General features: G+C 33.4%; 27 protein-coding genes. 15 read left to right on the top strand and 12 right to left on the bottom strand.

Annotated elements, in window-relative coordinates; all coding sequences use genetic code 11:
• Positions 1-7: 7 nt before the first annotated feature.
• From pckA to AC1EU5_RS10035, 4 genes are all read left to right on the top strand, one after another.
• Positions 8-1,636, top strand: a complete 1,629-nt coding sequence (pckA, locus tag AC1EU5_RS10050) for a phosphoenolpyruvate carboxykinase (ATP) (RefSeq protein ID WP_480192252.1) — start codon at positions 8-10, stop codon at positions 1,634-1,636.
• 59 nt (positions 1,637-1,695) lie between these two features.
• Entirely contained in the window at positions 1,696-2,970 is a 1,275-nt protein-coding gene (locus tag AC1EU5_RS10045) for an acetyl-CoA hydrolase/transferase family protein (protein WP_480192251.1), read from the top strand.
• 76 nt (positions 2,971-3,046) lie between these two features.
• Positions 3,047-4,930, top strand: a complete 1,884-nt coding sequence (locus AC1EU5_RS10040; RefSeq protein WP_480192250.1) for a CBS domain-containing protein — start codon at positions 3,047-3,049, stop codon at positions 4,928-4,930.
• Positions 4,930-6,099 (top strand): aspartoacylase, encoded by a 1,170-nt coding sequence (locus tag AC1EU5_RS10035; RefSeq protein ID WP_480192249.1) that lies wholly within the window; start codon positions 4,930-4,932, stop codon positions 6,097-6,099. The genes AC1EU5_RS10040 and AC1EU5_RS10035 overlap by 1 nt, the downstream gene beginning before the upstream one ends.
• Before the next feature lie 5 nt (positions 6,100-6,104).
• On the opposite strand, the gene AC1EU5_RS10030 is transcribed toward AC1EU5_RS10035, so the two are convergent.
• On the bottom strand, positions 6,105-6,839 hold the full coding sequence (locus AC1EU5_RS10030; protein WP_480192248.1) for a VIT1/CCC1 transporter family protein: 735 nt from the start codon (positions 6,837-6,839) through the stop codon (positions 6,105-6,107).
• A 115-nt stretch (positions 6,840-6,954) separates the two neighbouring features.
• Between AC1EU5_RS10030 and hemN the strand changes: the two genes are divergently transcribed.
• The gene (gene hemN / locus AC1EU5_RS10025) at positions 6,955-8,319 is read left to right on the top strand and encodes an oxygen-independent coproporphyrinogen III oxidase (protein ID WP_480192247.1); all 1,365 of its coding nucleotides are present in this window, start codon (positions 6,955-6,957) and stop codon (positions 8,317-8,319) included.
• 71 nt (positions 8,320-8,390) lie between these two features.
• Here the strand turns inward: hemN and AC1EU5_RS10020 are convergent, their stop codons facing one another.
• The 4 genes from AC1EU5_RS10020 to AC1EU5_RS10005 form a co-directional block, all read right to left on the bottom strand.
• Positions 8,391-8,822 carry an antibiotic biosynthesis monooxygenase family protein gene (locus AC1EU5_RS10020; protein ID WP_480192246.1) on the bottom strand — a complete coding sequence of 144 codons (432 nt, stop codon included), beginning with the start codon at positions 8,820-8,822 and terminating at the stop codon, positions 8,391-8,393.
• A gap of 11 nt (positions 8,823-8,833) precedes the next feature.
• Positions 8,834-9,367, bottom strand: a complete 534-nt coding sequence (locus AC1EU5_RS10015; protein ID WP_480192245.1) for a cytochrome b — start codon at positions 9,365-9,367, stop codon at positions 8,834-8,836.
• Positions 9,368-9,424: 57 nt separating this feature from the next.
• Complete coding sequence (locus tag AC1EU5_RS10010; RefSeq protein WP_480192244.1) at positions 9,425-9,859, bottom strand: MarR family winged helix-turn-helix transcriptional regulator; 435 nt, start codon at positions 9,857-9,859, stop codon at positions 9,425-9,427.
• A 94-nt stretch (positions 9,860-9,953) separates the two neighbouring features.
• Positions 9,954-10,394, bottom strand: coding sequence for an RrF2 family transcriptional regulator (locus AC1EU5_RS10005; RefSeq protein ID WP_480192243.1), 441 nt, complete (start codon positions 10,392-10,394; stop codon positions 9,954-9,956).
• Between the two features lie 113 nt (positions 10,395-10,507).
• On the opposite strand from AC1EU5_RS10005, the gene AC1EU5_RS10000 reads away from it, so the two are divergent.
• The 10 genes from AC1EU5_RS10000 (at position 10,508) to AC1EU5_RS09955 (ending at position 19,237) form a co-directional block, all read left to right on the top strand.
• Positions 10,508-11,083, top strand: a complete 576-nt coding sequence (locus tag AC1EU5_RS10000) for a fasciclin domain-containing protein (protein ID WP_480192242.1) — start codon at positions 10,508-10,510, stop codon at positions 11,081-11,083.
• Between the two features lie 30 nt (positions 11,084-11,113).
• Positions 11,114-11,638 (top strand): c-type cytochrome, encoded by a 525-nt coding sequence (locus AC1EU5_RS09995; protein ID WP_480192241.1) that lies wholly within the window; start codon positions 11,114-11,116, stop codon positions 11,636-11,638.
• Positions 11,639-11,655: 17 nt separating this feature from the next.
• Positions 11,656-13,623: a Sec-dependent nitrous-oxide reductase gene (nosZ, locus tag AC1EU5_RS09990; RefSeq protein ID WP_480192240.1), complete on the top strand. Its 1,968-nt coding sequence runs from the start codon at positions 11,656-11,658 to the stop codon at positions 13,621-13,623.
• Positions 13,624-13,723: 100 nt separating this feature from the next.
• Positions 13,724-14,317: a hypothetical protein gene (locus AC1EU5_RS09985; protein WP_480192239.1), complete on the top strand. Its 594-nt coding sequence runs from the start codon at positions 13,724-13,726 to the stop codon at positions 14,315-14,317.
• Positions 14,318-14,319: 2 nt separating this feature from the next.
• Positions 14,320-14,769, top strand: coding sequence for a nitrous oxide reductase accessory protein NosL (locus tag AC1EU5_RS09980; RefSeq protein WP_480192238.1), 450 nt, complete (start codon positions 14,320-14,322; stop codon positions 14,767-14,769).
• Positions 14,759-15,046: a cupin domain-containing protein gene (locus tag AC1EU5_RS09975; RefSeq protein WP_480192237.1), complete on the top strand. Its 288-nt coding sequence runs from the start codon at positions 14,759-14,761 to the stop codon at positions 15,044-15,046. Before AC1EU5_RS09980 ends, AC1EU5_RS09975 begins: the two co-directional genes overlap by 11 nt.
• Before the next feature lie 21 nt (positions 15,047-15,067).
• Positions 15,068-16,492, top strand: a complete 1,425-nt coding sequence (locus AC1EU5_RS09970; protein WP_480192236.1) for a nitrous oxide reductase accessory protein NosL — start codon at positions 15,068-15,070, stop codon at positions 16,490-16,492.
• Between the two features lie 27 nt (positions 16,493-16,519).
• Positions 16,520-17,758 (top strand): nitrous oxide reductase family maturation protein NosD, encoded by a 1,239-nt coding sequence (locus AC1EU5_RS09965; protein ID WP_480192235.1) that lies wholly within the window; start codon positions 16,520-16,522, stop codon positions 17,756-17,758.
• Positions 17,755-18,462 (top strand): ABC transporter ATP-binding protein, encoded by a 708-nt coding sequence (locus tag AC1EU5_RS09960; RefSeq protein ID WP_480192234.1) that lies wholly within the window; start codon positions 17,755-17,757, stop codon positions 18,460-18,462. The genes AC1EU5_RS09965 and AC1EU5_RS09960 overlap by 4 nt, the downstream gene beginning before the upstream one ends.
• The gene (locus tag AC1EU5_RS09955; RefSeq protein ID WP_480192233.1) at positions 18,455-19,237 is read left to right on the top strand and encodes an ABC transporter permease; all 783 of its coding nucleotides are present in this window, start codon (positions 18,455-18,457) and stop codon (positions 19,235-19,237) included. Before AC1EU5_RS09960 ends, AC1EU5_RS09955 begins: the two co-directional genes overlap by 8 nt.
• A 23-nt stretch (positions 19,238-19,260) precedes the next feature.
• Here AC1EU5_RS09955 and AC1EU5_RS09950 read toward each other — a convergent pair whose 3' ends face one another.
• The 7 genes from AC1EU5_RS09950 to AC1EU5_RS09920 form a co-directional block, all read right to left on the bottom strand.
• A complete protein-coding gene (locus AC1EU5_RS09950) occupies positions 19,261-20,097 on the bottom strand; it encodes a universal stress protein (protein WP_480192232.1) in 837 nt (278 codons plus the stop codon).
• Between the two features lie 13 nt (positions 20,098-20,110).
• The gene (locus AC1EU5_RS09945; RefSeq protein ID WP_480192231.1) at positions 20,111-20,953 is read right to left on the bottom strand and encodes a universal stress protein; all 843 of its coding nucleotides are present in this window, start codon (positions 20,951-20,953) and stop codon (positions 20,111-20,113) included.
• A 163-nt stretch (positions 20,954-21,116) separates the two neighbouring features.
• On the bottom strand, positions 21,117-21,953 hold the full coding sequence (locus tag AC1EU5_RS09940; RefSeq protein ID WP_480192230.1) for a universal stress protein: 837 nt from the start codon (positions 21,951-21,953) through the stop codon (positions 21,117-21,119).
• 16 nt (positions 21,954-21,969) lie between these two features.
• Positions 21,970-22,272 (bottom strand): HPF/RaiA family ribosome-associated protein, encoded by a 303-nt coding sequence (locus AC1EU5_RS09935; RefSeq protein ID WP_480192229.1) that lies wholly within the window; start codon positions 22,270-22,272, stop codon positions 21,970-21,972.
• 22 nt (positions 22,273-22,294) lie between these two features.
• Positions 22,295-23,134, bottom strand: a complete 840-nt coding sequence (locus AC1EU5_RS09930) for a universal stress protein (protein WP_480192228.1) — start codon at positions 23,132-23,134, stop codon at positions 22,295-22,297.
• Between the two features lie 79 nt (positions 23,135-23,213).
• Entirely contained in the window at positions 23,214-24,263 is a 1,050-nt protein-coding gene (locus AC1EU5_RS09925; RefSeq protein ID WP_480192227.1) for a response regulator, read from the bottom strand.
• Positions 24,241-25,503: a PAS domain-containing sensor histidine kinase gene (locus AC1EU5_RS09920; protein ID WP_480192226.1), complete on the bottom strand. Its 1,263-nt coding sequence runs from the start codon at positions 25,501-25,503 to the stop codon at positions 24,241-24,243. Before AC1EU5_RS09920 ends, AC1EU5_RS09925 begins: the two co-directional genes overlap by 23 nt.
• Between the last annotated feature and the right edge of the window lie 32 nt (positions 25,504-25,535).

Genomic DNA, 25,535 nt, shown 5'->3' with positions numbered 1-25,535 from the left:
TAAAATTATGAGTGACATTGCAACTTCAAATTCTATGAGTCTTAAAAAGTACGGGCTTACAGATGTAACCGCTAATTGGAATCTTTCTTCAAAAAGGTTACAGGAAATTACCCTTGAAAAAGGGATGGGACGAGAAACAACTAATGGTACGCTGGCTATAAACACCGGTAAGTTTACAGGAAGGTCGCCTCAAGATAGATTTTTGGTGAAAGATGAGTATACTAAAGATAAGATCTGGTGGGGTAAAATCAATAAGCCTATCTCTCCAGAGAATTTTGATAAACTACAAGAGGAAATAGTAAATTATATGTCTGGAAAAGAATTATATGTTCATGACGGGTATGTATGTGCTGCTCCTGAATATAGAACCAATATTAGGACAATTACAGAGTATCCTTGGTCTAACTTGTTCGTTCATAATATGTTCCTACGTTTAAATAAGTCTGAATTGGCTGATTTTGATGAAGACTGGTTGATTTTATGTGCTCCAGGGTATGAAACGCCTCATCCAAAAGAGGTAGGCATCCGTCAAGGAAACTTCTCTATATTGAATTTTGCTAAAAAGATTGCCTTAGTAGGTGGTTCAGCCTATGCTGGTGAAATGAAAAAAGGTGTTTTCACAGCATTGAATCTAATTCTTCCGATTGAACGAAATGTATTACCAATGCACTGTTCAGCTAACGTAGGTGAAAAAGGAGATACAGCTATTTTCTTCGGCCTTTCAGGTACCGGCAAAACAACCTTATCAGCTGATCCAGATAGAAAATTAATTGGTGATGATGAGCATGGCTGGACAGCAGATAACTTAATTTTTAACTTTGAAGGAGGATGTTACGCCAAAGTAATTGATCTTACCGAAGAAAAAGAGCCAGATATCTACAGAGCTATTAGACCTGGAGCTATGTTAGAAAATGTGATCTTTAAAGAAGACGGTGATATAGATTACACAGATAGTAGCATTACTCAAAATACACGCGTAAGCTACCCTATTGATCATATAGATAATATTCAAATACCTTCTTACGCTAAAAATCCTAAGAATATATTCTTTTTAACTTGTGATGCTTTTGGTGTATTACCTCCGGTTTCTAAATTAACACCAGGTCAGGCAGCATATCATTTCATTTCTGGTTATACAGCTAAAGTTGCAGGTACAGAAGCTGGAATTACAGAACCAGTACCTTCGTTCTCTGCTTGTTTTGGTGAACCATTTATGCCTTTACATCCGGCAGAATATGCTGAAATGTTAAGTAAAAAGATGGAAGAGGCGGGTGTAAATGTATGGTTGATTAATACTGGATGGAGCGGCGGTCCTTATGGTGTAGGTAGCCGTATAAAACTAAAATATACACGCGCCATGATCACAGCTATTTTAGAAGGTCAACTTGAAAGTGTAGATTATGAGCAACATCCTATATTTGGGTTATTCATGCCTAAATATTGTCCTGGTGTTCCTACAGAAATTTTAGACCCAATGAACACATGGTTACAAAAAGGTGTGTACATCAGTAAGTCTATCAACTTAGCACATTCATTCCATCTAAACTTTGAGAAATATGCAAATCAAGCATCACAGCATATCATAGAAGGTGGACCATTAATAGATGAGCACCATCACCTAGAAGAGCATATATAATTGTTTCACAAAAAAGGTATGTCTTAAGACATACCTTTTTTAATATTATTCAAAATAATATGTTGAAAATAAATGATATACATGAGGCCGTTTCTCATGTAAAGTCAGGAGACCGTGTTTTTATTCAAGGCGCGGCCATGACTCCAAATGAATTAATAGATGCGTTATGTAACCGATATCAAGAGTTACAAAATGTTGAATTACTTTCTATTCATACAGAAGGAGATGCTAAATATACGCAAGAGCCTTATAGTAATGCTTTTCGGCTGAGTTCTTGCTTCGTTGGTGGCAATGTCCGAAAAAGTGTAAATACACCCAGCGCTGATTACATTCCTATTTTTTTAAGTGATATACATCGTCTTTTTTACCAAGGTGTATTCCCATTGGATGTGGCTATTGTACAAGTGTCGCCACCAGACAAACATGGGTTTTGTTCGTTAGGCGTTTCTATAGATATTGCTTTACCTGCCGTTCGTACTGCTAAAATGATTATTGCTCAAATCAATCCACAAGTGCCAAGGTCACATGGTACAGGTATCGTTCATATAAGTCAGATTGCATATGCTTGCCAGGTAGACCGTCCTATACACCAACATAATCCTAATGGTATTTCAGACATAGAAAATAAAATTGGGGCTAATGTGGCTTCTTTAATTGAAGACGGTGCTACCCTTCAAATGGGTATAGGTAATATACCTGATGCCGTTCTTGCCAATCTCTATAATCATAAACGATTAGGTGTACATACTGAAATGTTTTCTGATGGTATTCTACCCTTATTGGAGAAAGGTGTTCTTACCGGTGAAGACAAAGTAGTAAAACGCGGTAAAATTGTAAGTTGTTTTGCAGTAGGATCACAAAAATTATACGATTTTATTGATGACAATCCAATGTGTGATTTCAGGGATGCTGCATACACAAATGACACTGCAAGAATCAGGAGAAATCCCAAGGTGACTGCTCTTAATAGTGCCATCGAAATTGACATTACAGGGCAGGTATGTGCAGATACTATAGGAAGCTACCAGTTTTCTGGTGTGGGTGGGCAAATGGATTTTATTAGAGGTGCCGCATTATCAGATGGTGGTAAACCTATCTTTGCTTTTCCATCTATTACCAATAAAGGTGTTTCTAAAATCGTTCCTTTTTTAAAGAAAGGAGCAGGAGTAACTACAACGCGTGCACATGTGCATTATGTAGCTACTGAGCATGGCGTGGTAAATCTCTTTGGTAAAAGCTTAAAACAACGCGCTAAGGCATTAATATCTATAGCACATAAAGATTTTCAGGAAGAATTGGAAAAGGCTGCATTTGAACGGTTTAATTGTTTATAATGAATTAAGAAGCTGATAATTATCATTTTAAAAATTCATGCTGATTAATAAATTTGTTTAACTAGAACAACAATTTATGGGATCTCAATCAGTAAAACCTATTGTAACCAAAGAGGAAAGAAAAGAATTCATTTACCACTTACTGGAAGACATCAAGGCCTTAGAATTGATGATCGAAAATGATGCTTTTGAAAAAGGTATCCAACGCATTGGTGCCGAGCAAGAGCTTTGTATTATTAATAAGAACTACAGGCCATCATTAAATGCATTAAAGATTCTTGATGAAGTAAATGATCCTCATTATACAACTGAATTAGGTTTGTTTAATCTCGAAATCAATCTCGACCCAATTGTACTTCAGAACAAATGTTTTTCTCAACTGGAAGATAATCTCGTCAGTTTACTAGATAAAGGCCATATAGCAGCAAAGAAATTTGATGATAAAATACTGTTGACAGGTATTTTACCCTCATTAAAGAAGAAGGACTTAATCTTTGAAAATATGACCCCTTATAAGCGCTACAAAGCGTTGAATGATGTTATAAAGAATATTAAGGGAGGGGATTTTAAGTTGCGCATTAGAGGGGTTGATGAACTCATATTAAACCATGAATCTATACTTTTTGAAGCTTGTAACACAAGCTTTCAAGTCCATTTACAAGTAGGTTTGGACGAAATCATTGATAAATTCAATTGGTCACAAGCTATTGCAGGACCTGTGCTTGCCCTTATGACCAATTCACCTTTACTATTAGGTAGAGAACTATGGAGTGAAACGCGTATTGCACTTTTTCAGCAAAGTATTGATATGCGCAATGTTTCCCATCTGCTTAGAGAGCAAAAACCACGAGTATCTTTTGGTAGTGAATGGGTCAAAGATTCGATTTTAGAGCTTTTTACCGATGACGTTTCGAGGTATACACCCTTGGTTACTTCAGATTTTGAAGAATCTTCTACTGAGAGTCTTGCTAAAGGAATAAAACCAAAGCTTAAGGCTCTAAATCTTCACAATGGTACACTATACAAATGGAATAGAGTCTGCTATGGCGTACATAAAAATATTGCACATTTACGTATTGAAAATCGTTATATCCCTGCTGGACCAAGCATTAAAGATGAAATAGCAAATGCCTTATTCTGGGTTGGGGTAATGCAAGGAATGCCTGACCAATACAAGGATATCTGGAAACGTATGCCTTTTAAAGATGCTAGAGGTAATTTTATCAATGCCGCAAGAACAGGCATGGATACCTATTTTAATTGGTTTGGACAAGGTATCTCTGCAAAAAAGTTAGCGAGAAATGTTTTAATACCTATGGCACGCGAAGGACTGAAAGAAAGTAATGTAGATGTACATGATATTGACTATTATTTGAATATCATTGAAAAAAGAATAGAAACAAACGTTACAGGAAGTAAATGGCTCGTTCGCAGTAGTCGGCAACTTAAAAATAATGTTTCGCGTGATGAAGCCAATATTCTGCTCACCTACCATACACATAAAAACCAAATAGAAAATTTACCCATATATCAGTGGAAATTGGCAAATGTTGTCAATCCTGAGAAAGTCAATTCTCGTGACAAAGTATATAAAGTTATGACTACTGCCATATATGTGGTTAACGAAAATGATTTGGTAGAATTGATAGCTAAAATTATGGAATGGAAAAACATTCACCATCTTCCTGTCGTTGACAAGAATGGTAAAGTGAGTGGTATCATATCAAATACCAATTTAGTGGAAATTCAAGATGATAAAGAACAAAAAGCCTTTTTAACAGCTAAAGATATTATGACATCAGAAGTTGTTGTTGGTCATCCCGATATGACCATAGATGAAGCTGAAAAAACAATGTCAAAACATCAAATTAGTTGCCTGCCTATTATTAAAAATGATGAATTGGCAGGTATGTTCACAAAAAATGATCTATTAAAAATAGAACAACCCACCACTATTTAATGGAAACTATATCAATTGACTTTTTTGGGTCTGAAATGACCATACAACGCATTTTATGTAAAAAGCAACTTCATAAGAATCTACCTACTACTGTTTTCTTTGCCGGTATACATGGTAATGAACCCGCTGGTATTTTCGGTCTTCAAAGAGTTATTGATCGTATAGAAAAAGAAGAAATAGCACTCAAAGGAAATTTTTACGCTTTTAGCGGAAATCTAAATGCTTTACAACAGAAAATACGCTTTGAAAAAGCTGATTTAAATAGGCTCTGGACCAAAGAAAATATTCAAAAGTTAGAAAATAATGAGTTCGACCATCAGGAAACAAAAGAACAAGTAGAGCTCTTCAAGAACATTAAACAACTCTTAGATGAAAATGATGGCCCCTTTTTCTTTATTGACCTGCATACAACTTCATCTGAAACGATACCGTTTATTACCATTAGTGACTCCCTAAACAATAGAGAATTTGCCTCAAATTTCACCATTCCAATTATTTTGGGTATTGAAGAATACCTAGATGGGCCGCTTCTTACTTATATTAATGAATATGGCCATATATCCTTAGGGTTTGAAGCAGGACAGCATGAAAGTTTGGAGGCTATTGACAATTGCGAAGCATTTGTTTGGCTCGCCCTACAATTGGCAAACTGTATAGAAAAAAATGCTATTGATACTACTCAATATAAAGAGCAGTTAAATAAATACAAGAAATTACATCACTTTTTTGAAATCACTTACAGACATTTACTGCATGACAATGACACATTTAAAATGCTCAATGGTTTTAGTAATTTTGAAAAAGTTCACCATGGACAGAAAATAGCAAAACATAACAAAGAAACAATTCTTGCTTCAGAAGATGGCCTGATATTTATGCCACTTTATCAGAAACAAGGATATGAAGGCTTCTTTATTATTCAAAGAGTATCAGAATTCTGGCTTCAGTTATCATCCTCCTTTAGAAAAATGAAATTTCATCATGTATTAAGAGCCTTACCTGGTATTAAGCAACATCCTGAAAATAAGCATACCTTAATCGCCAACCCTAAAGTTGCGAAGTATTTAACAAATGAGGTTTTTCATTTATTTGGTTATCGAAAAAAAGTTCGAGCAGGTAATAAATTACACTTTATCAAAAGAGATCGAAAAATTACCAGGTTTTCTTAGAGCTATTATCTGTTCACAATAATTCCTTCTAACACGTCACCAACTAAGTAGGCAACCACAGCGGCCAGAACACCTAAAGCAAGAGTTTCCAAAATTCCTTTGATCTTGCTAGTTTCAGTTACATAAGTTTTTAATAAACCAATAAATATAAAAGCAATTGATGTAAAAATAGCTGTCCATATAAAAAGATCTCCAGGAAAATTGCCAAAATAATCCCAGACATATATCACAAGTGGTATGAGCCCTATTAAAATGAAAGATATATAAGTAACCAAACCCATTTTAAATGGCGATTTGGTAGGTTCAGGCATCTTTAGCTCATCATTCATCATCACCTCTACCCATCGGTCTCTATCTGAAGTAATAACATCAACTACCTTTTGTAATAAGTCACCGTCAAAGCCTTTTTCTTTAAAAATGATTTCAACCTCTTTGCGCTCTGTTTCTGGTATGTTATCTACCTCCCAATACTCAATTTTCTTATGCTTATTATAATTATCCCTTTCTGATTTAGCAGAAAGATAGGCACCAACAGACATAGAAAATCCGTCTGCCAGTAAATTGGCAAAACCCAAAATAATTATAATAGTACTATCTAATCCGGCACCAACGGCTCCGGCTACTACAGCAAAGGTGGTAACAGCACCATCTATACCACCATAGACAAATTCACCTAAATACTCCTGAAATGTATTGTACCTGCTTTTGGTATGATGTAATTGTTCTTCAGTATAATTCATAATGCGCCTATTTACAAGAGGAAAATATACTGATTAAAATACTTATGAATTTATGATATTAATCATAAAAGCTAAGTAGTTACATCTATAGCTTTGCATTTGAAAATATTTACCAATGAAAAGTACACTCCTTCAGAAATACAATGTACCTGGCCCCAGATATACAAGTTACCCAACCGTTCCTTATTGGGATAAAGAAGGTATTTCAATTGACAATTGGAGGCACACGATAAAACAATCATTCGATGAGAGCAATAAAGAAAAAGGGATAAGTATTTACATTCACCTGCCCTTTTGCGAAAGCCTTTGTACTTTTTGTGCTTGTCATAAACACATTACCAAACGTCATGAAATAGAGCTACCCTATCTAGAAACTGTACTAAAAGAATGGAAGTTGTATCTCGATGTATTTGAAGAGAAACCTCTTTTACGCGAATTACATTTGGGAGGTGGAACGCCTACTTTTTTTAAGCCTGAACATTTGGAGTTCTTAATTCAAGGTATTTTAAATTCTGTAGATCTTCATCATGATTATGAGTTTAGTTTTGAAGGGCACCCAAATAATACAACTAAAGAACACCTACAGGCATTGTACAATGTTGGATTTACAAGAGTGAGTTTTGGTGTACAAGATTATAATGAGAAAGTACAGAAGGCTATTCATAGAATTCAGCCCTATCAAAATGTAAAAAATGTGACACTATGGGCGCGAGAAATAGGTTATACCTCAGTAAGTCATGACCTTGTTTTTGGCCTGCCTTTTCAAACTAAAAACAATATTATAGATACCATTGAAAAGACAAAAGAATTGAAGCCTGATAGAATATCATTTTATAGCTATGCGCATGTACCCTGGATCAAAGGGGTGGGACAACGTGGATTTGAGGATAATGATATTCCAAATGGCGAAGAAAAACGAGTACTTTATGAAACAGGTAAAGACTATTTATTAGACTTAGGGTATATAGAAACGGGTATGGATCATTTTGCTCTTGAAACAGATTCACTTTATAAAGCCTATGATAAAGTTAAGATGCATCGTAATTTTATGGGCTACACAACCAACCCTACAAAGTTAATGATAGGACTTGGGATGTCTGCTATCAGTGATTCATGGAATAGTTTTGCTCAAAATGAAAAAAGTGTAAAAGCATATCAAGAACGAGTAAATAATGAAGAGTTACCACTCATTAAAGGGCATCTACTTACACAAGAAGATCTCATTATAAGAAAACATATATTGAATATGATGTGCCATTTTACAACATCTTGGCAAGATGATGCCCTAAAATTTGAGGAAATGCCCGAAGTATTACATCGATTGAAGGAAATGCAAGATGATGGATTAATTTACATTTCAAACAACAGACTATACATACCTGAAGATGCTAGAGGGTTTGTACGAAATGTCTGTATGGCTTTTGATTTACGGTTAGTTAGAAGCAAACCTGAAACGCGTTTATTTTCTATGACCATATGAGCTATTAACATATAATTCTCAGCTGCTCACCTAAACCAAAATTTTATGAGGTAAAAAAGACAATCGCATGTCTATTCATTAATTACAGTATAGAGTGATGGATTAGCCTTAAGTCCCTCCGTAGGTGGCACTCCTAATTCTTTAGCCATTTTTTGACTTGCAGCCATAAATGCTTTTGAGCTTTCCCAAACCGCAACATTTACGAGTTCAAATTTTGCTCCATCTTTTATTGATTTATGCAATTTTGTAGAAATATAACCAGGTTCTTTTTTAAGAAAATCTCTACAGGCTTCCCAATAAACTATTGATTCTTTCAATTTACCTTCTGGAACTTCAAATGGGTTAATAAGGATAATATGTTCTGATTTAGTAGTTTCCATATTAGATTTATTATTAGATTTTTCTTCATTATTACATGAAATTATACTTGAGATTAAGACTACTGTAAAAGCTATTCTTGAGGTTTTTAGGACAAATTTTTTTAATCTTTTAGATGTATTCATAATTTAATTTTTTAAGACATTCTTTTTAAAGTATTTTCTTTAGTCATTATATAATGTTTTACTACGCCTACTAAATGAAACACCAATAATATAATCATGATTGTGGCTAACAAGCCATGAGCCTTAAGAGGCGTAATATTCTCTTTTGATAGTATTAAATCTGAATTTCCAGATTTTAATGCATCAACATATCCACCACTAAACAAAGTTGCTAATCCTGCTATTGAAATAGCAATTAATAAAAAATAAAATGCATTGTGAATCCACACAGCTAACTTATCGTTAAATTTAGAACCAGTTCTTATATCATCTGGACGTTTAGACTTGAAAAAAATATAGCTTCTAATAATAGTTAATATAAAAACAGCTATACCAAGTATTGTATGAACTTTTATTAAATCTAGCTTTTCTGAAACTGTCATATCTTCCATATATTTTCCCATAGGAAATAATGCCAAAATAAAGACTGCTGTTAACCAATGAATAATGATATTTCCTTTACTATACTTTTGAGTTAAGTCATTATTGATACTTCTGTCGTTCATACTTTTAAAAATGAAATGTATAACAATATTTGTCATGACAAATATATAATAAAAAAACTATTTAGCCAGATTATCTAATAATTTTTTTAAAGTAGTGTTCAACAATTGAACCTCTTTTTCACTTAAACCAATAGTAGCTTTATTTAAAACGTCAATAGCTAATGGTTCAACAGAATTTCGTATTTCTATGCCTTTTTTAGTGATTGATATTTTCCAAGCTCTTCTGTCCTTAGAATCTGGTTGTCTCTTTACTAAGCCTTTATTTTCAAGTTTATCTACTATTCGGGTAATATTAGCATTGTCTTTAAAAGTGAGCTTAGCAACTTCATTTTGTGTCAAACCTGATATTTCATTAAGTCTATTTAAAATCGCCCACTGTTCAGGTGTTACTTCTATCTTATTACTCTTTATAATTGCACTAAATTCCCTTTTTAATAAGAGTGCGGTCATATTAATAAGGTATCCAGCAGATTGATCTAAAAAGGAATCCATTCTATTTATTTGTTATTTTATTAGTTAACATGACAAATATATCAATTCTAATATTTACGACCATTTAAGATAAGTTTAAACAAAATCAAGTTGTTTACAAAACCTTATGAATTATATGCGTTTTACCAGATCTAATATCATTGGCAAACTCCTCTATTGATTTTTGTGATAATTCTTCTATTAACTTACTTCTTAGTGGAGCTAATTTATGATGCATTGGGCAAGGATTATCATTACTACACACTGGTAAACCCATCATGCAATCTTGAAATTTTTCTAGACCATCTATAGAATCAACAATCGCTATTAACGCTTGCTTTTTATTGGTGGCCGTAAGATAAAAACCTCCATTTCTACCCTTGGTTGAAGAAATAAGATTTCTTTTAGCCAATAGCTGCAATGTCTTGGCTAAAAAAGGTGCCGGTACATCAATCTCCTTGGCAATTACACGAGGGCTAAATTTTTTATTCTCATTAGAATAAAGTGCTAAGTATAGCACTCCCCTTATACCATATTTGCTTGACTTAGATAACATAGTACAAAGTTAAATAATTATAAAAAGATAAAAATATCTTTTTATATGATAAATATCATATTATAAGGATGTAGTCATCAATACATTTGTGCAATAACTTAAAATTCAAACTAATGAAATCAAATTTAACCCTAACTATTATACTGATTTTGTTCATGGTTGTTGCTTGTAAAAAAGCAGAACAACCTACAGAACAGAAAAGTACAACAAGTACCACTGTTATAGAAGGTAAAGGTCAATCAGCAGTTGTTGATGAAGAATCTGGTGCAAATGCACTACAGGTTGCAAAGTCACTAGATGATTTTACAACGCTGGTCACTGCAATAGAAACTGCTGGCGTTGAAGATGCCGTTGTAAATGTAGGACCGCTAACTGTTTTTGCACCTACCAATGACGCTTTTGGAAAGCTACCGGAAGGAACAGTTGAAACTTTATTAAAACCTGAAAGCAAATCACAGTTGGCGTTCATTCTGACCAATCACGTTGCCCCAGCAAACTATCCCGATACACAGCTAGAAAAAGAAGCCAAAAAAGGGCGCAAACTCTATATGGCTTCTGGTAAATACCTAGATGTTATCAAAAAAGATGATGGTATTTATGTTGGTGGCACCAAAGTTTTAAAAACTGTAAAAGTAAGTAATGGTTGGATACATGTTATTGGTGATGTGTTAGTACCTGCCGAGGAATAATAATTTAAAAATAACAATAAAACTAAAATAATGACAAAAAGAGCAGTAGTACTCATGACATTTACACTAATGTTATTGATTGGTTGTGGTGGTGATAAATCTAAAAAAGATACCCCCACTAAAACTACCCAGCCTAAAGAGGTGAAAAAAGAAGTAAAAAAGGAAGATCCTAAAACTGAAACAACCTCAACGGAAATAAAGGCTTCAGAAAAGGTTGACTTGAAAAACAAAGGTATAGGCCCAATTAAATCTTTAAAGCTTGACACAGAAATAAATCAGGAAATGGCTACCAAAGGTGCTGATGTATTCAAGAGAATGTGTACTGCTTGTCACAGAGCGAATAAACGATTTATTGGTCCATCTCCACAAAAAATCTTAGAAAGACGTTCTCCTGAATGGGTAATGAATATGATATTAAACCCAGAAGAAATGGTAAAAAAAGATCCTTTGGCCAAAGAACTTCTTATTGAATTTAACGGATCACCAATGGCAAATCAAAACCTCTCTGAAGAGGATGCCAGAGCAGTATTAGAATATTTCAGAACATTAAAATAAACTAAATATAAATAACAATGAAATCAATATTTAAACTTATTGCTGTTCTTACCACAACCGTTTTCTTAGTTGGCTGTGGTAACAATGGTAAGTCAAATAATGGTGCTAATCAAGGTGCCTTATCTGGCAATGTAGCAGAAAAGGTATATGTAGCACCTGGAGAGCATGATGAGTATTATGCTTTTCTTTCTGGAGGATATAGCGGTAATGTAACAGTCTATGGCTTGCCTTCAGGTAGAATGTTCAAAGAAATACCTGTGTTTTCACAGTTTCCAACATCAGGATATGGGTATTCTGAAGAAACAAAACCTATGCTCAATACATCTCATGGTTTTGTTCCATGGGATGATTCGCACCACCCAGATATCTCACAAACGAATGGAGAATTAGATGGGAAATTTATTTTTATAAATGGTAATAATACTCCCAGAATTGCAAAGATAGATTTAAGTGTATTTGAAACAACAGAAATAATTGAGATACCCAATAGTGCCGGTAATCATAGTTCTTCTTTCGTTACCGAAAATACAGAATATGTAGTGGCGGGTACCCGTTTCTCAGTTCCTGTACCTCAAGTTGATATGCCAATTAATGAGTACAAAGGTAAATTTAAAGGAGCTTTATCGTTTATAAGTGTTGATCCTGAAGATGGTCACATGGATCTAAAATTTCAAATCATCATGCCAGGTTTCAACTATGACCTGTCACATCCAGGTAGAGACAAATCTCATGACTGGTTTTTCTTTAGCACCTATAATACAGAGGAGGCAAGTACTTTATTAGAAGTGAATGCTTCACAGAATGATAAAGATTTTATTGCTGCTATAAACTGGAAAAAGATTGAAGAATACGTAAACAATGGTGGTGGCAAAAAAATGCCTGCGAACTATGCGCACAATGTATATGATGAAAATACGCATACTGCCACTTCAACATTAAAAAAAGAAGTATTGGTAGTGAATCCAACTGAAGTGCCAGGAGCTGTTTATCTATTACCAACACCTAAATCGCCTCACGGTTGTGACGTAAGTCCTGATGGTGAGTATATTATTGGTAGCGGCAAACTTTCAGCTGACTTAACAATACACTCATTTACGAACATGCTAGATGCCATTGAAAATAAAAAATTTGATGGTGATGCCTATGGTATTCCAATTATAAAATATGATGATGTTGTTGCTGGTGTAGTTAAATCTGGTGGATTAGGCCCATTACATACTGAGTTTGATGGTAAAGGTAATGCCTATACTACCTTCTTTATCTCATCAGAAGTAGTAAAATGGAGACTAGGAACTTGGGAGGTAGTTGATAGAAAACCCACATATTATTCGGTAGGGCACCTTATGATTCCAGGTGGTAACTCTAGAAAACCTTTTGGTAAATATTTAATTGCAATGAATAAAATCACAAAAGATAGATATTTACCCACGGGCCCCGAATTAGAACATTCAGTACAGTTATATGATATCTCAGGTGAGAAGATGGAATTGCTATCAGACTTCCCTTCACATGGTGAGCCTCATTATGCCGCTGGATGCCCTGCTGATCTTTTAAAGCCTAGATCTAAGAAGTTTTATAAAATGGAAGAGAACAAGCATCCTTTCGCAATTAAGACTCCAGCAGATGGGAAAGTGGTAAGAGATGGTAATAACGTGCATGTTTATATGAGTATGATTAGAAGTCATTTTACCCCTGATAATATTGAAGGTATTAAAGTAGGTGATAATGTATATTTTCATGTAACCAATCATGAACAGGATTTTGACGTACCTCATGGATTTGCCATGATTGGAGCAAATACATCTGAGATTTTAGTGATGCCTGGTCAAACGAAAACGATTACTTGGCAACCAAAAGAAGTGGGTGTATGGCCATTTTACTGTACGGACTTCTGCTCTGCACTGCACCAAGAAATGCAAGGTTATATTAGAGTATCTCCTAAAGGTTCAAGTATTGAACTATCATGGTCATTAGATGATGAATAAGTCCTTGATAATTTGATTATTTTAGTTTTGAAAGGGCTGCAAACATATACGTTAACTTCATGTATTGCAGCCCTTTCTATGAAAATTTAAAAATCTAACAATGAAAAAATCAAAATTATTAATGTTCTTAGCGGCTTTGTTACCACTAGGTTTGTTTTTATTCCCTCTCTGGAATATTACGCTTGAAGCTCCACAATATCCTACTCCATTGGGAATGAATATTCATATCAATGATTTTTCTGATGCAAACCCACATGACATTAAGAATATCAATCTTATGAATCATTATGTAGGTATGAAGTACATTCCAGAAGCTATTCCTGAGTTTAAAATATTTCCAGCAGGCATTATCATAACAACAATCATAGGATTAATTATAGCATTTAAATTTAATCATAAATGGTATTTATACTGGTTCATCCTAATGGTTTTATTAAGCGCAGCTGGATTGTATGATTTTTATTTGTGGGAACATGACTACGGTCATAATCTAGACCCAAAAGCTATTATGAAATTTACAAATCCAGATGGAACACAAATGGGTTTTCAACCGCCATTGTTTGGCACAAAGAATATCTTGAATTTTACAGCACACTCCTACCCTAGATTAGGTGCCTATTTTTTAGGCTTAGGTATCATAACAGCTTTGGTAGCATACCTATTTGGCAGAAAAGAGAAAAAAACAAATTCATAATTATGAAAAGCTTCGTTTTTATTTTACTAGTATTTATAATGGTTTCATGTACTATAAAACCAGCTAAAATAGAATACGGAAAAGATGCCTGTCATTTTTGTAAAATGAACATCGTTGAAAAAACTCATGCAGCGCAACTGGTTACTAAAAAAGGAAAAGCTTTTAAATATGATGCCATTGAATGCATGTTGAATGATCTTGAAACCAAAGATCAAAATACTATAGGCTTGTTTCTTGTAACAGATTATGATAATCCAACAGCGTTAGTAGATGCAACAAAAGCCACTTTTCTTATTTCTGATGCAATACAAAGCCCTATGGGTGCTAATCTATCTGGTTTCAAGGAAAAAGATCAGGTTACCAGTTTACTAAAGGAAAATGGTAATAATGGTACCATCTATGATTGGATTAGTATTCAAGACCATTTTTACAATGCACAAAATGAAAACTGAAATTATAAATAAGACAGCTTTTAATGGACTTCAGGTCTTAAAACTTTTTAAGACAACATCTGCCGAAGTATTGCTAATCATTATGGAGGAAAACACCACTTTCCCAAAGCATACTTCCCCTAAAGATGCCATGCTAATTGTATTAGAAGGCAGTATCAATTTTTATATAGAAAATGAAATAGTACCATTAGAAAAAAATGAGACACACTCCTTTCAAAAGGATGTAGAACATTATGTTGTAGCCAACAAAAATACCAAGTTCTTAATCATTAGATAGACACTCTAAAACACTTAAAAAATGAATATAAAATATATTTTATACTGTACGATTATTGCCTTATTTTTTGTCAATACAGGTATTTCACAAGAAAAAATTAACTATGGTAAAAGTCAATGTCTACATTGTAACATGGTCATAAAAGAAGATCGATTCTCAGCACAGGCTATTACAATAAAAGGAAGAATTTTAAACTTTGATGCCATAGAATGTTTGGTTAATCATCTAAAAGTGAATGAAGAAAGTAACTTCAAACAACTTTGGATAGCCGATTACAACAATCCAGGAAGTTTCGTAACTGCCCAAAACGCCATTTACTTAAAGAGTAAAGCTATAATAAGCCCTATGGGCGCAAATTTAGCAGCTTTTAAAGATCTTGAAAGTGCTGAACATGTACTTAAAAATAAAGGAGGTGATCTATACACCTGGACTGCGCTTAAATCAAAATTTAGTGACTCTAAATTTGGTAGCACTAGTCATGAACATCACAATCATTTTAGACCAGATGCACATGCTCCTATTGGTGTTATGAGAGATCACTTACATGAGAAAAATGGACTCATGGTTTCATTACGTACTATGAATATGTTCATGGATGGCAATAGACGCGGATCAGAAAGCATAAACAACGAGTCTATCTATGCAAACTATATGATTGCACCACAAGAAATGGATATGCAAATGTATATGCTAGGTGTTATGTATGCACCTTCAGATCGCCTTACCCTCATGATCATGCAAAATGTTATAAAAAAAGATATGGATTTAACGGCAAGGATGATGATGAATGGTATGACCATGTTACGTAATTTTTCAACCAGCTCTTCAGGTTTTGGTGATATGAGTATTGCGGCACTTTACGGAATATATAATAATGAAAGAACATCATTACACCTTAACGGAAGTGTGAATATACCCATTGGAAATATTACCCAACGTGATAATACTCCAATGATAAACGATGCAAAATTGCCTTATGCCATGCAGCTAGGCAGTGGTACCTTTGATACCTCATTTGGTTTTACCTTCAAAGGCGCGAGTGAGACCATTTCTTGGGGGATACAACCTGTAGCCACTATTAGAACAGGAAAAAATGATCAAGAATATAGATTTGGCAATCAATTAAGTTTAAATCTTTGGGGCGCATACAAACTATCTGATGTATTTAGTTTTTCATCACGACTACAAGGGGTCACAGAAGGAGAAATTAATGGGCAAGACATGCAATTAAACCCTATGATGGTTACTACTGCAAACACAACAAATTATGGATACAATACAATTAGAGGCTTCATTGGTTCTAATATTGCTTTTTCTCAAACATCAATTTTTAAAGATCTACGTCTAGGTATAGAAGCTGGCATACCTGTTTATAGAGACTATAACGGTATTCAAATGGACGAAAAACTGACGGTGAATATAGGGCTTAGATACGATGTCTTATAGCTCTAATTATTCTATATTTACGTAGAGGTGTACAAACTATATAGAAATAGCATATTTTTCCTGTTATTAATCATTTCCCAAATTGGATTTTCCCAAATTCAAGTTTGTAATACATGTGATATAAAATCTTTATCTGAAGCAATTGAAAAGGCTGATAAACATGAAACAATTATTCTAAAAAAAGGCACTTATAAAGAATATGGGTTAATAATAGATAAACCTATACACATTATAGGGGAAAACAATCCCATACTTGATGGACAAAAGAAAGGATACATTTTAGTTATAAAGTCAGACAGTGTTACTATTTCTGGTTTAACTTTAAAAAATGTAGGGCAAAGTTATACAAAAGATTATGCAGCTCTATACATTTCAAAAAGCAAGCACTTTACCATTAATAATTTAACCTTAGAAAATGTCTTCTTTGGTATGCTGATAGAAAAATCGCATCATGGTATTATTAGAAACAATTTAATATCAAGTGAAGCTAAAGAGCAAGCCAGTTCAGGTAATGGTATACATCTGTGGCATTGTTCAGATATTTTGGTCGAAGATAATGAAGTTCATCATCTTCGTGATGGTATATACCTTGAGTTTGTGACGCAGAGCAAAGTACTAAAAAATAATAGTCATGATAACTTACGATATGGTCTACATTTTATGTTTTCTAATAATGATGAATATCATAATAATACATTTACCAATAATGGTTCTGGCGTAGCCGTGATGTTCTCAAAGTTTATTAAAATGTCTAAAAATAGATTTGAGAAAAACTGGGGCACTGCTTCCTATGGCTTGCTTCTTAAAGAAATATATGATGCTGAAATAGACAGCAATACTTTTGAACAGAACACAATTGCCGTTTTTACTGAAGGTTCCACCAGAATAAACTACCTAAACAATAACTTTATTAGAAATGGTTGGGGTATCAAAATTTCAGGAGCTTGTTATACCAATGTGTTTAAGCAGAATAATTTTATGCATAATGCTTTTGACCTCTCCTATAACAGTAAACTAAATGACAATACATTTAATGAAAACTACTGGAGTTCATATACTGGTTATGACCTTGACAAAAATGGATATGGTGATGTACCATATAGACCGGTAAAATTATTTTCATATGTGGTTAATAAAACTCCTGAAACATTGGTTTTATTAAGAAGTTTATTTGTTGATCTTATTAATTTTTCAGAAAAAGTTTCTCCTGTATTCACCCCAGACAATCTATTGGACAATAATCCTTTAATGAAGCCTGTAAAATGATAGTCATAGAAAATTTGCATAAAAAATTTGGAAAAGTTGAAGTTCTTAAAGAACTGAATCTAAGCATTAAGAATGGTGGTATTTTTGCAGTATTAGGACCCAATGGTTCTGGTAAAACCACACTTATTAAGAGCATTCTTGGTATGGTGATCCCAAATAAAGGATCTATTCATATTGATGCTAAAAATATTCTAGGAAAGCATCTTTATAGAAATGAGATTGATTACCTAACACAGATAGCGAATTTCCCAGGTAACTTAACGGTAAAGGAATTGGTCAAAATGATTAAAAATCTTCGACCAAAGCCAACAACTGATAAAGAACTAATTGAGATATTTGGCCTAAATACTTTTTTAGATCAAAAATTGGGAAATTTATCAGGTGGTACACGTCAAAAAGTAAATCTTGTACTAACATTCATGTTTGACAGTCCATTGATCATATTAGATGAGCCAACAACAGGGCTTGACCCTATTTCATTACTTCGTTTAAAGGAAATCATTCAAAAGGAAAAAGAAAATGGTAAAACCATTTTAATAACATCTCACATCATGAGTTTTGTTGAAGAAGTAGCTGATGAAATTGTGTTTTTATTGGATGGAAGAATTTATTTTAAAGGAAGCATTCAAGCATTACAAGAAGAAACAAAACAACAAAATCTTGAACAGGCCATAGCCACCATTTTATCTAAAAAACATGCTTAAAATATTAAAATATAGTTTTTACGATCTAATGCGTAGTCGTTGGAGTTATGTCTATTTTGCCTTTTATTTACTTTTAGGTTTTGTACTACTATTTTTGAATAATGATACTTCAAAGGCGGTCATTACATTGCTAAATATTATTATTGTTCTAACCCCATTAATAGGAACCATTTTTGGAGTGATGTACTATTATAACTCCAGAGAGTTTACAGAATTATTGTTAGCACAACCTTTAAAACGATCGACCATATTTTTAGGTCAATATATTGGAGTTGCCCTTTCATTATCAATGAGCTTAGTTATTGGTCTGGGTATTCCATTTTTAGCTTATGGCATTTTACAATCTTCAGCTATATTTAACTTTTTATCGCTATTACTGGTTGGAGCCTTTTTGACATTTATTTTTGTTGCATTAGCATTTAATATAGCCTTATCAAATGAAAATAAGATTAAAGGTTTTGGTTATGCTATCTTATTATGGCTGTTTCTAGCTGTTATTTATGATGGCTTATTCCTAATTTCTTTAGTGCTTTTACAGGAATATCCATTAGATAAATTTTCCTTAGCAGCTACAATGTTTAACCCCATTGATCTTTCAAGAATACTGATTCTGCTGAAATTAGATATTTCTGCTTTACTAGGTTATACCGGAGCTGTATTTCAAAAATTCTTTGGTACCGGTTTAGGTATGCTTACCTCCTTCTCCGTTTTAATTTTATGGGTTCTATTTCCTGTTTGGAGAATTGTCCGAATATCTAAAAAGAAGGATTTTTAATTTTTTGAAATTGATGAGTTAAACTAAACGGATATAACCATTAAAGGTACTGTACTTTGAAAACTCATTTTCTTAATGATAGGCTCATGCGTAAGCTTCTCAATAAAACTATGTTCATAATTCAACAAGCAGACTAAGCTAATTGCATTTTCTTCGGCATAATGGTTAATAGCTTCGGTTATACTTTTACCATTATCAATTATATGTACAGTTGTATTCTTAAAAATTGATAATAATTGACTCAGATTAGTTCGTTGTAAGTCAGAGAGTAGCTCTTCTCTATCAACATGAACAATATGCAAATTGAAATCATGAATTAGCTGTAGCTCTTTAAGTGCACCTAGCTCAGCCTCATTAAATTTTCTTTTGAAATCAGTTGCAAATACAACATTCTCCGGTTCTACATATTCAAATTTTCTAGGTACAGAAACAATAGGGCAATCATCTATTTGCTTTATTGTTTTTACCGTATTACTACCCATAAATATCTCTTTGGCACCAGTAGCTCCAGTGGTACCCATAATAATGAGATCAATGTTCTCTTTGGCTACTACACCCTTTAAAATATGGATCAGTCCGCCTGATTTAGATATAGTAATGTATTCATGTTTATCATTTAGTAGATATTCTTGTAAGTGATCATCTATCCTTTTTAACTCTTGCAAAGATTCTTCTTTAAGGATATTAAAAAACCTAGTATCTTGCCTCTTTTGCCGCATATTAGCCAAACGTGAGCCACTTACCTCATAAGTGTTCAGAATATAGAATCTACAAGGAATATCGTCATATAACCGGATGGCATACATCAGTGCATCCCATGCATTATCAGAAAAATCAGTTGGTACTACTATTTTTTTCATAAAGGTTACTTTTTCATTTAGACGGAATCACTAAAAACGGAATGGTTAAATGAAAACCTATTTGGTTGATGGTTTTCCTAAAGAACAAATTTTCAAAGAAAGAATGTTTGTTATTGATCATCATCAATAGTTGCACATAAATGTCTTTTTGAAAAGCATTAATAGCTGCAGGAATCTCATTATCTCCTACTCTATAAAAGATATGCTTTTCATCAGCTAAACGTTTCTGCAGTGTTGCCTGATTTTTGAGTTCGCCTTTATCTAAATTTCTGCCATGAGAAACGTTCAGAATATGTATTTTAGAGTCAAAATTCTTGGCAATTTTCTTCAAAATTGCAAGTTGCTTTGCAGTATAATCTATTTTATAGTCGGTTGGAAAAAGGATGTCAATTGGCTGCTCAAAGAAATAACCATCAGGAGCTGCTAGGATAGGACACTTTACTTTTTGTATAGTGTGAATGGTATTGGTACCAAATAGAACTTCTTTAACGCCACTGGCTCCTTTAGTGCCCATAACTATAAGATCTATATCTTCAGATTTTACAATATCTTTAATTTCATCAGTTAACTGATTAAATGAAGATATGGTTTCAAATTGATGATGCTCTGCGGCATGCTTATCTATTAATTTTGCTTTTAATTCATTTAATTGTTCTTCTGAATTATCCCTAATAATATCTACTACATCACCTAGGTAACCACCACTTTGCATTTGAAAATCATAGTTATAAATGATAGGTGTGTAAGTATTTAATAAATAAAAAGTACACTGCTCATTGTTGAAAAGCTTTAAGGCATATCTAATGGCATTGAATGCATTTTCTGAAAAATCGGTAGGAAGTAATATATTTTTCATGACAGTAGTTTTTACAGGTGTTATAAAGGTACCTCATCTACCATCAAAAAACTATGATAAATGTCAATCTGAAAAGTTAAATCAAGTTGTTTAGAAATACTAAATTTACTTTTTTTTGATAAAGCAACTACTTCCTAAACAACCCCATAAAAACAAAAAAGGGTTAGATTTTAAATGTAATGACCGGTCTTTTTGCATGGTTGGCAACATCTTCACCAATACTTCCATTAAAGAAATGCGCAAGACCTCTTCTACCATGTGTTGGCATGGCAATAACATTCGCTCCTATTTCTTCACTATAGTGAAAAATTCCTTCTTCTACAGAGTAATCACTATAACGCACCACATCTTTTGAAGTCTTATTTTCGCCAACCTCCTTAAAGAATTTATTGATACGCTCGTAAATTTGTAAGGTACTTCTAAATCTATCTAACACATTTACATACAATAAGTGAACATCAGCATCAAATGCATCGAACAACTTCATCGCCTTTTTATAGACCTTAGCATTTTCAGTTTTAAAATCACAAGCAAAGACTATTTTGTTCAACTTAAAATCATCTCTTTTTTCTTTGATAACCATAACAGGAACCTCAGCAGTTCTTACTACCTTTTCGGTATTTGATCCTACAAAAATATCCTCATTGGCACCGCTAGTCCCATGGGAACCCATAACTATTAAATCAACATCCTTTTCCTTGGCCACTTCGTTTATTTCGCTAAATATCTTAAAGTTCTGAACTAATTGCTCTACATTAAGACCTTTCAAAAAGTCTTTGTCTAAATAATTTTTAAAACCCTTTTCCGCCAACTTCATATGAAAGATGGCCTCATTGGCAGTGGTGTTACTGGTTTTGTTTAATCCAGTACTGCTGCCTCCTAGCATATGCAGAGCAATAATTTCTGCATCTTTTTGTTTTGCAATATTAGCTGCTACTTTAAGTGCATATTCTGAATGTGGGGAGAAATCTGTTGGTACTAATATTCTATTTATTCCCATTGTTTTGGTTTTTAGGTTACATATATGGTTTTAAATCGGCTTTTCGCTTTTTAAGCCTCTTATCCAAATCACTAATAGTCTCTTTTACCGCCATCTCATAATTTTTTTCATTTGATGAAGCAAATATGCGTGGACCGTTTAGACTTAATTCTATTTCGCATATCTTTCCTTTTCCTTTAGGGTCATGTTCATCTTTAAATATGACATTAGCTCGTATAAGCCAAGGATATTTATTATATAACGATTTTAATTTATTCTCTGTATACGCCTTCATCGTTTCGCTGGTCTGCATATGTACAAATTGAATATGTGTGTTCATAAATTATTGGTTTTAATTATTATTAATCATGTAATACTAAAAAAGGAACGTCAGTGTGATAACTGATCTTTTCTACTTTCGAGTGAAATAAAATTTGCTGAAAGTAGTTCAGATTTTTAGCTACCATAGCAATCATATCTACATCCCTACTTTCAACAAAACATTGCACGGCATCTTCAACATTGGTATTGGTCAAGTAATGAAAACTATAATTGCATTCTGTAAAGAAGTCTTCAAATAACTCTTTATTTTTCTTCTGATCTGTATTTAATTCAACCTTATTTTTACTGATATGAAGTATACGCAGTGCCGCCTTAGTTGCATAAAGAATATTGGAAATAGGCACTAAGGTTTTTATACTGTAGAATAATGAAAAATCTGTTGGAAAAGCAATCTCTTTTATAGGTTTATATGTTGCATTTTCAGGAACTACCAAGGTAGTACATTGCACTTTAGTTATAACATCTCCAGTATTGCTACCTACAATTAACTCTTTTAAACCAGTAGCACCTTTGGTACCCATCACTATAATATCTATCTCCTTTTCACGAATATGTTTTCTAATAGATTCAATAAAAAAGCTATGATCAGTTAATGTATAAAACCTATTTTTCTTAGTCTCAGGATACTCCTTCAGAATACGTTTCAAAAACTTTCGCAATTTGGCTTTTGCAGGTTTAGTATAAGCTTCTTCTATAACATTTTGATCTATTATATAAGGTGTATCATTTACCACCATATTACTCACTGTATTTACATGTAGTAAATAAAAATTACAAGACGTGTTTTTATAAAATTTTAGTGCATATTTAATGGCATTCCACGAATTTTCCGAAAAATCTGTGGGTAATAAAATATTCATAACTGTGCATTTTAAAACAAATGTAGCAGTCATATATGGCAGAAAACATGATATAAATCATGCTTACAAAAATTATATGCTAGTGAATTTGATGTAGTCCTTCCAAATCCAGAATTCTAATATTGCGCCCTTCTATTTCTATGAGTCTTTGTTTTTTGAATGCAGACATGGTTCTGATCAATGATTCTGTGGCAATACCAGCAACGCTGGCTAGATCATTTCTTGATATTTTAATCGGATCCTCTGGCTTTCTATTCAGTTTTTCGGCAAACTTTAAGATGGTATCTGCAGTCTTTTTATGTACTGAACTATAAGCCATTTGTAGTAATTGTTCTTTTATTTGCGAAATATCTTCAGACAATAACTCAATCAATTCAAGGGTCACCTTATGGTTTTTATTTAATACATCTCTTAAGGTGTTCTTTGGCAAGCCTACTAATTCAGAATCCTCCATTGCCGTAGCAGTTTCCTGATAGGCTATATTATGTGTAAAGGAAGTATAACCAAACAGATCGTCCTCCTTATAAAGTGCTGTGGTCAATTCCTTGCCCTGCTCATCCAGTTTATGGCATTTTACTACACCTTTGCTTATCAAATAGATCAAACTTGAATTTCTACCTTCTTCGTAGATGATTTCTCCTTTCTTTATAATGTATGTTTGTCCGTTATCATCAAAAAAGTTTTTTAAGTCATTTAGTGACCTTAACTCACCCTCATTAACAGTATCAACAATTGTAGTATGGTTTCTTTCCTGCAAAATGGCAATTTTAGCCAATCTACTTTCTATGGCATTAATGAGTTCATCCTCAGAAAATGGTTTGGTAATATAATCATCAGCACCTAAATCCATTCCTTTCCTAATATCCTGACGTTCTGTTTTTGCAGATAGAAAAATAAAAGGAATAAGTCTAGTGGTTTCTCCTTGTGCCAATGTTTCAATCACACCATAACCATCTAATTCAGGCATCATAATATCACATACAATAATATCTGGTAGAGTTTGTTTTGCTGCTTCTACCCCCAACATACCATTCGCAGCTGTTACCACCTCATACCCTGCTAATTCAAGTAGTTCGGTGGTATTCTCTCTTAAGGTAGCATCATCTTCAATTAATAATACTTTTTTCATGATTGGCTTTATTTGGTATGCTTATTTTAAAGATAGAACCTTTTCCTTCTTTACTTGTAAATTCAATAGAGCCTCCAAGGTTTTCTACATGGCTCTTTACAATATTGAGCCCTATACCCGTTCCTTGTGTCAATAGTGCATTTTCGGCTCTAAAATAACGATTAAAAATGTTTTTTTGATCCTTTTCAGGGATGCCCATTCCTTGATCAATAATGGTAAAGTGTGTCATCTCATCATCCTGTAGAATCTTGATAGCAACTTCAGAATGTTCTGGTGAGTATTTAATAGCGTTATGTACCAGATTAGATAGGGCGAGTTCCACTATTTTCTCATCCTGATACAAAGAAATACCATCAATATCTTCAGGATATTTAATATGCTGCCCTTCTTTAAGAAGCATATTTGCATTATAAATCACTTCATTTATAACCTTACTCAATTTAAAATTTTGAAAATTATAATTGATCTTCCCTTTTTCTAATCGTTCAACCGATAAGAAATCATTTAAAATATTATTTAAATAGTGTACTTTGCTCGTAATCGTTTTTAAGTGCTTATCACGCTTTTGTTGCTGCTCAGTTAATTTATATTTACCCAAAAGCACTGTGGACGTTAAGATACCACTTAGTGGAGTTTTAAATTCATGAGACACTAGAGACAAAAACTTAGTTTTTAGCTCATTCAATTCTATTTCGCGTTTTAAAGCCTCATTGGTTTTAGCTTCTGCCTCTATACGCTTTTTATTCTCCTGATCAAGTTCAAGATTTACTTTTTGCAATTCATCAATAGCCGAAGTTAATTCTTTGGTACGCTCTTCAACTTTTCTTTCAAGTTCCTTATTTAGATTTTGTATTCTTACCTCCTGTTCTTTTCGTAAAGAAATATCAACCACTAAGGCCATGACAAGATTCTTATCATTCATTTTAAAGGGATTTAACCCTACTTCTAATGGAAAGGAAACGCCATCTTTCTTGGCACCATAAAGATCTCGTCCACTGCCCATTTGACGGCGTTCTTTTTTCTTCATAAACCCTTTAAAGTGCTGCCCGTGACCTGATTTATATTTCTGTGGAATTAAAATCTCCAATTGTTCACCTAAAAGTTCTTGCTTATTATAACCAAACATTTCACCAGCAGCAGTATTGGCCAAGACTATCTGTTGATTATGGTCAACAACAAGTACACCTTCAGAAACAGCTTCAAAAAGTGTATTGAAAAAATCCTTGTCGTCATGCAACATGGTAAAGTGAAATTAAATTCGGCAATCAAAAA

The organism is Maritimimonas sp. 2405UD52-3 (genome assembly GCF_056591715.1).
This window is presented reverse-complemented; position numbering and strand designations above follow the sequence as displayed.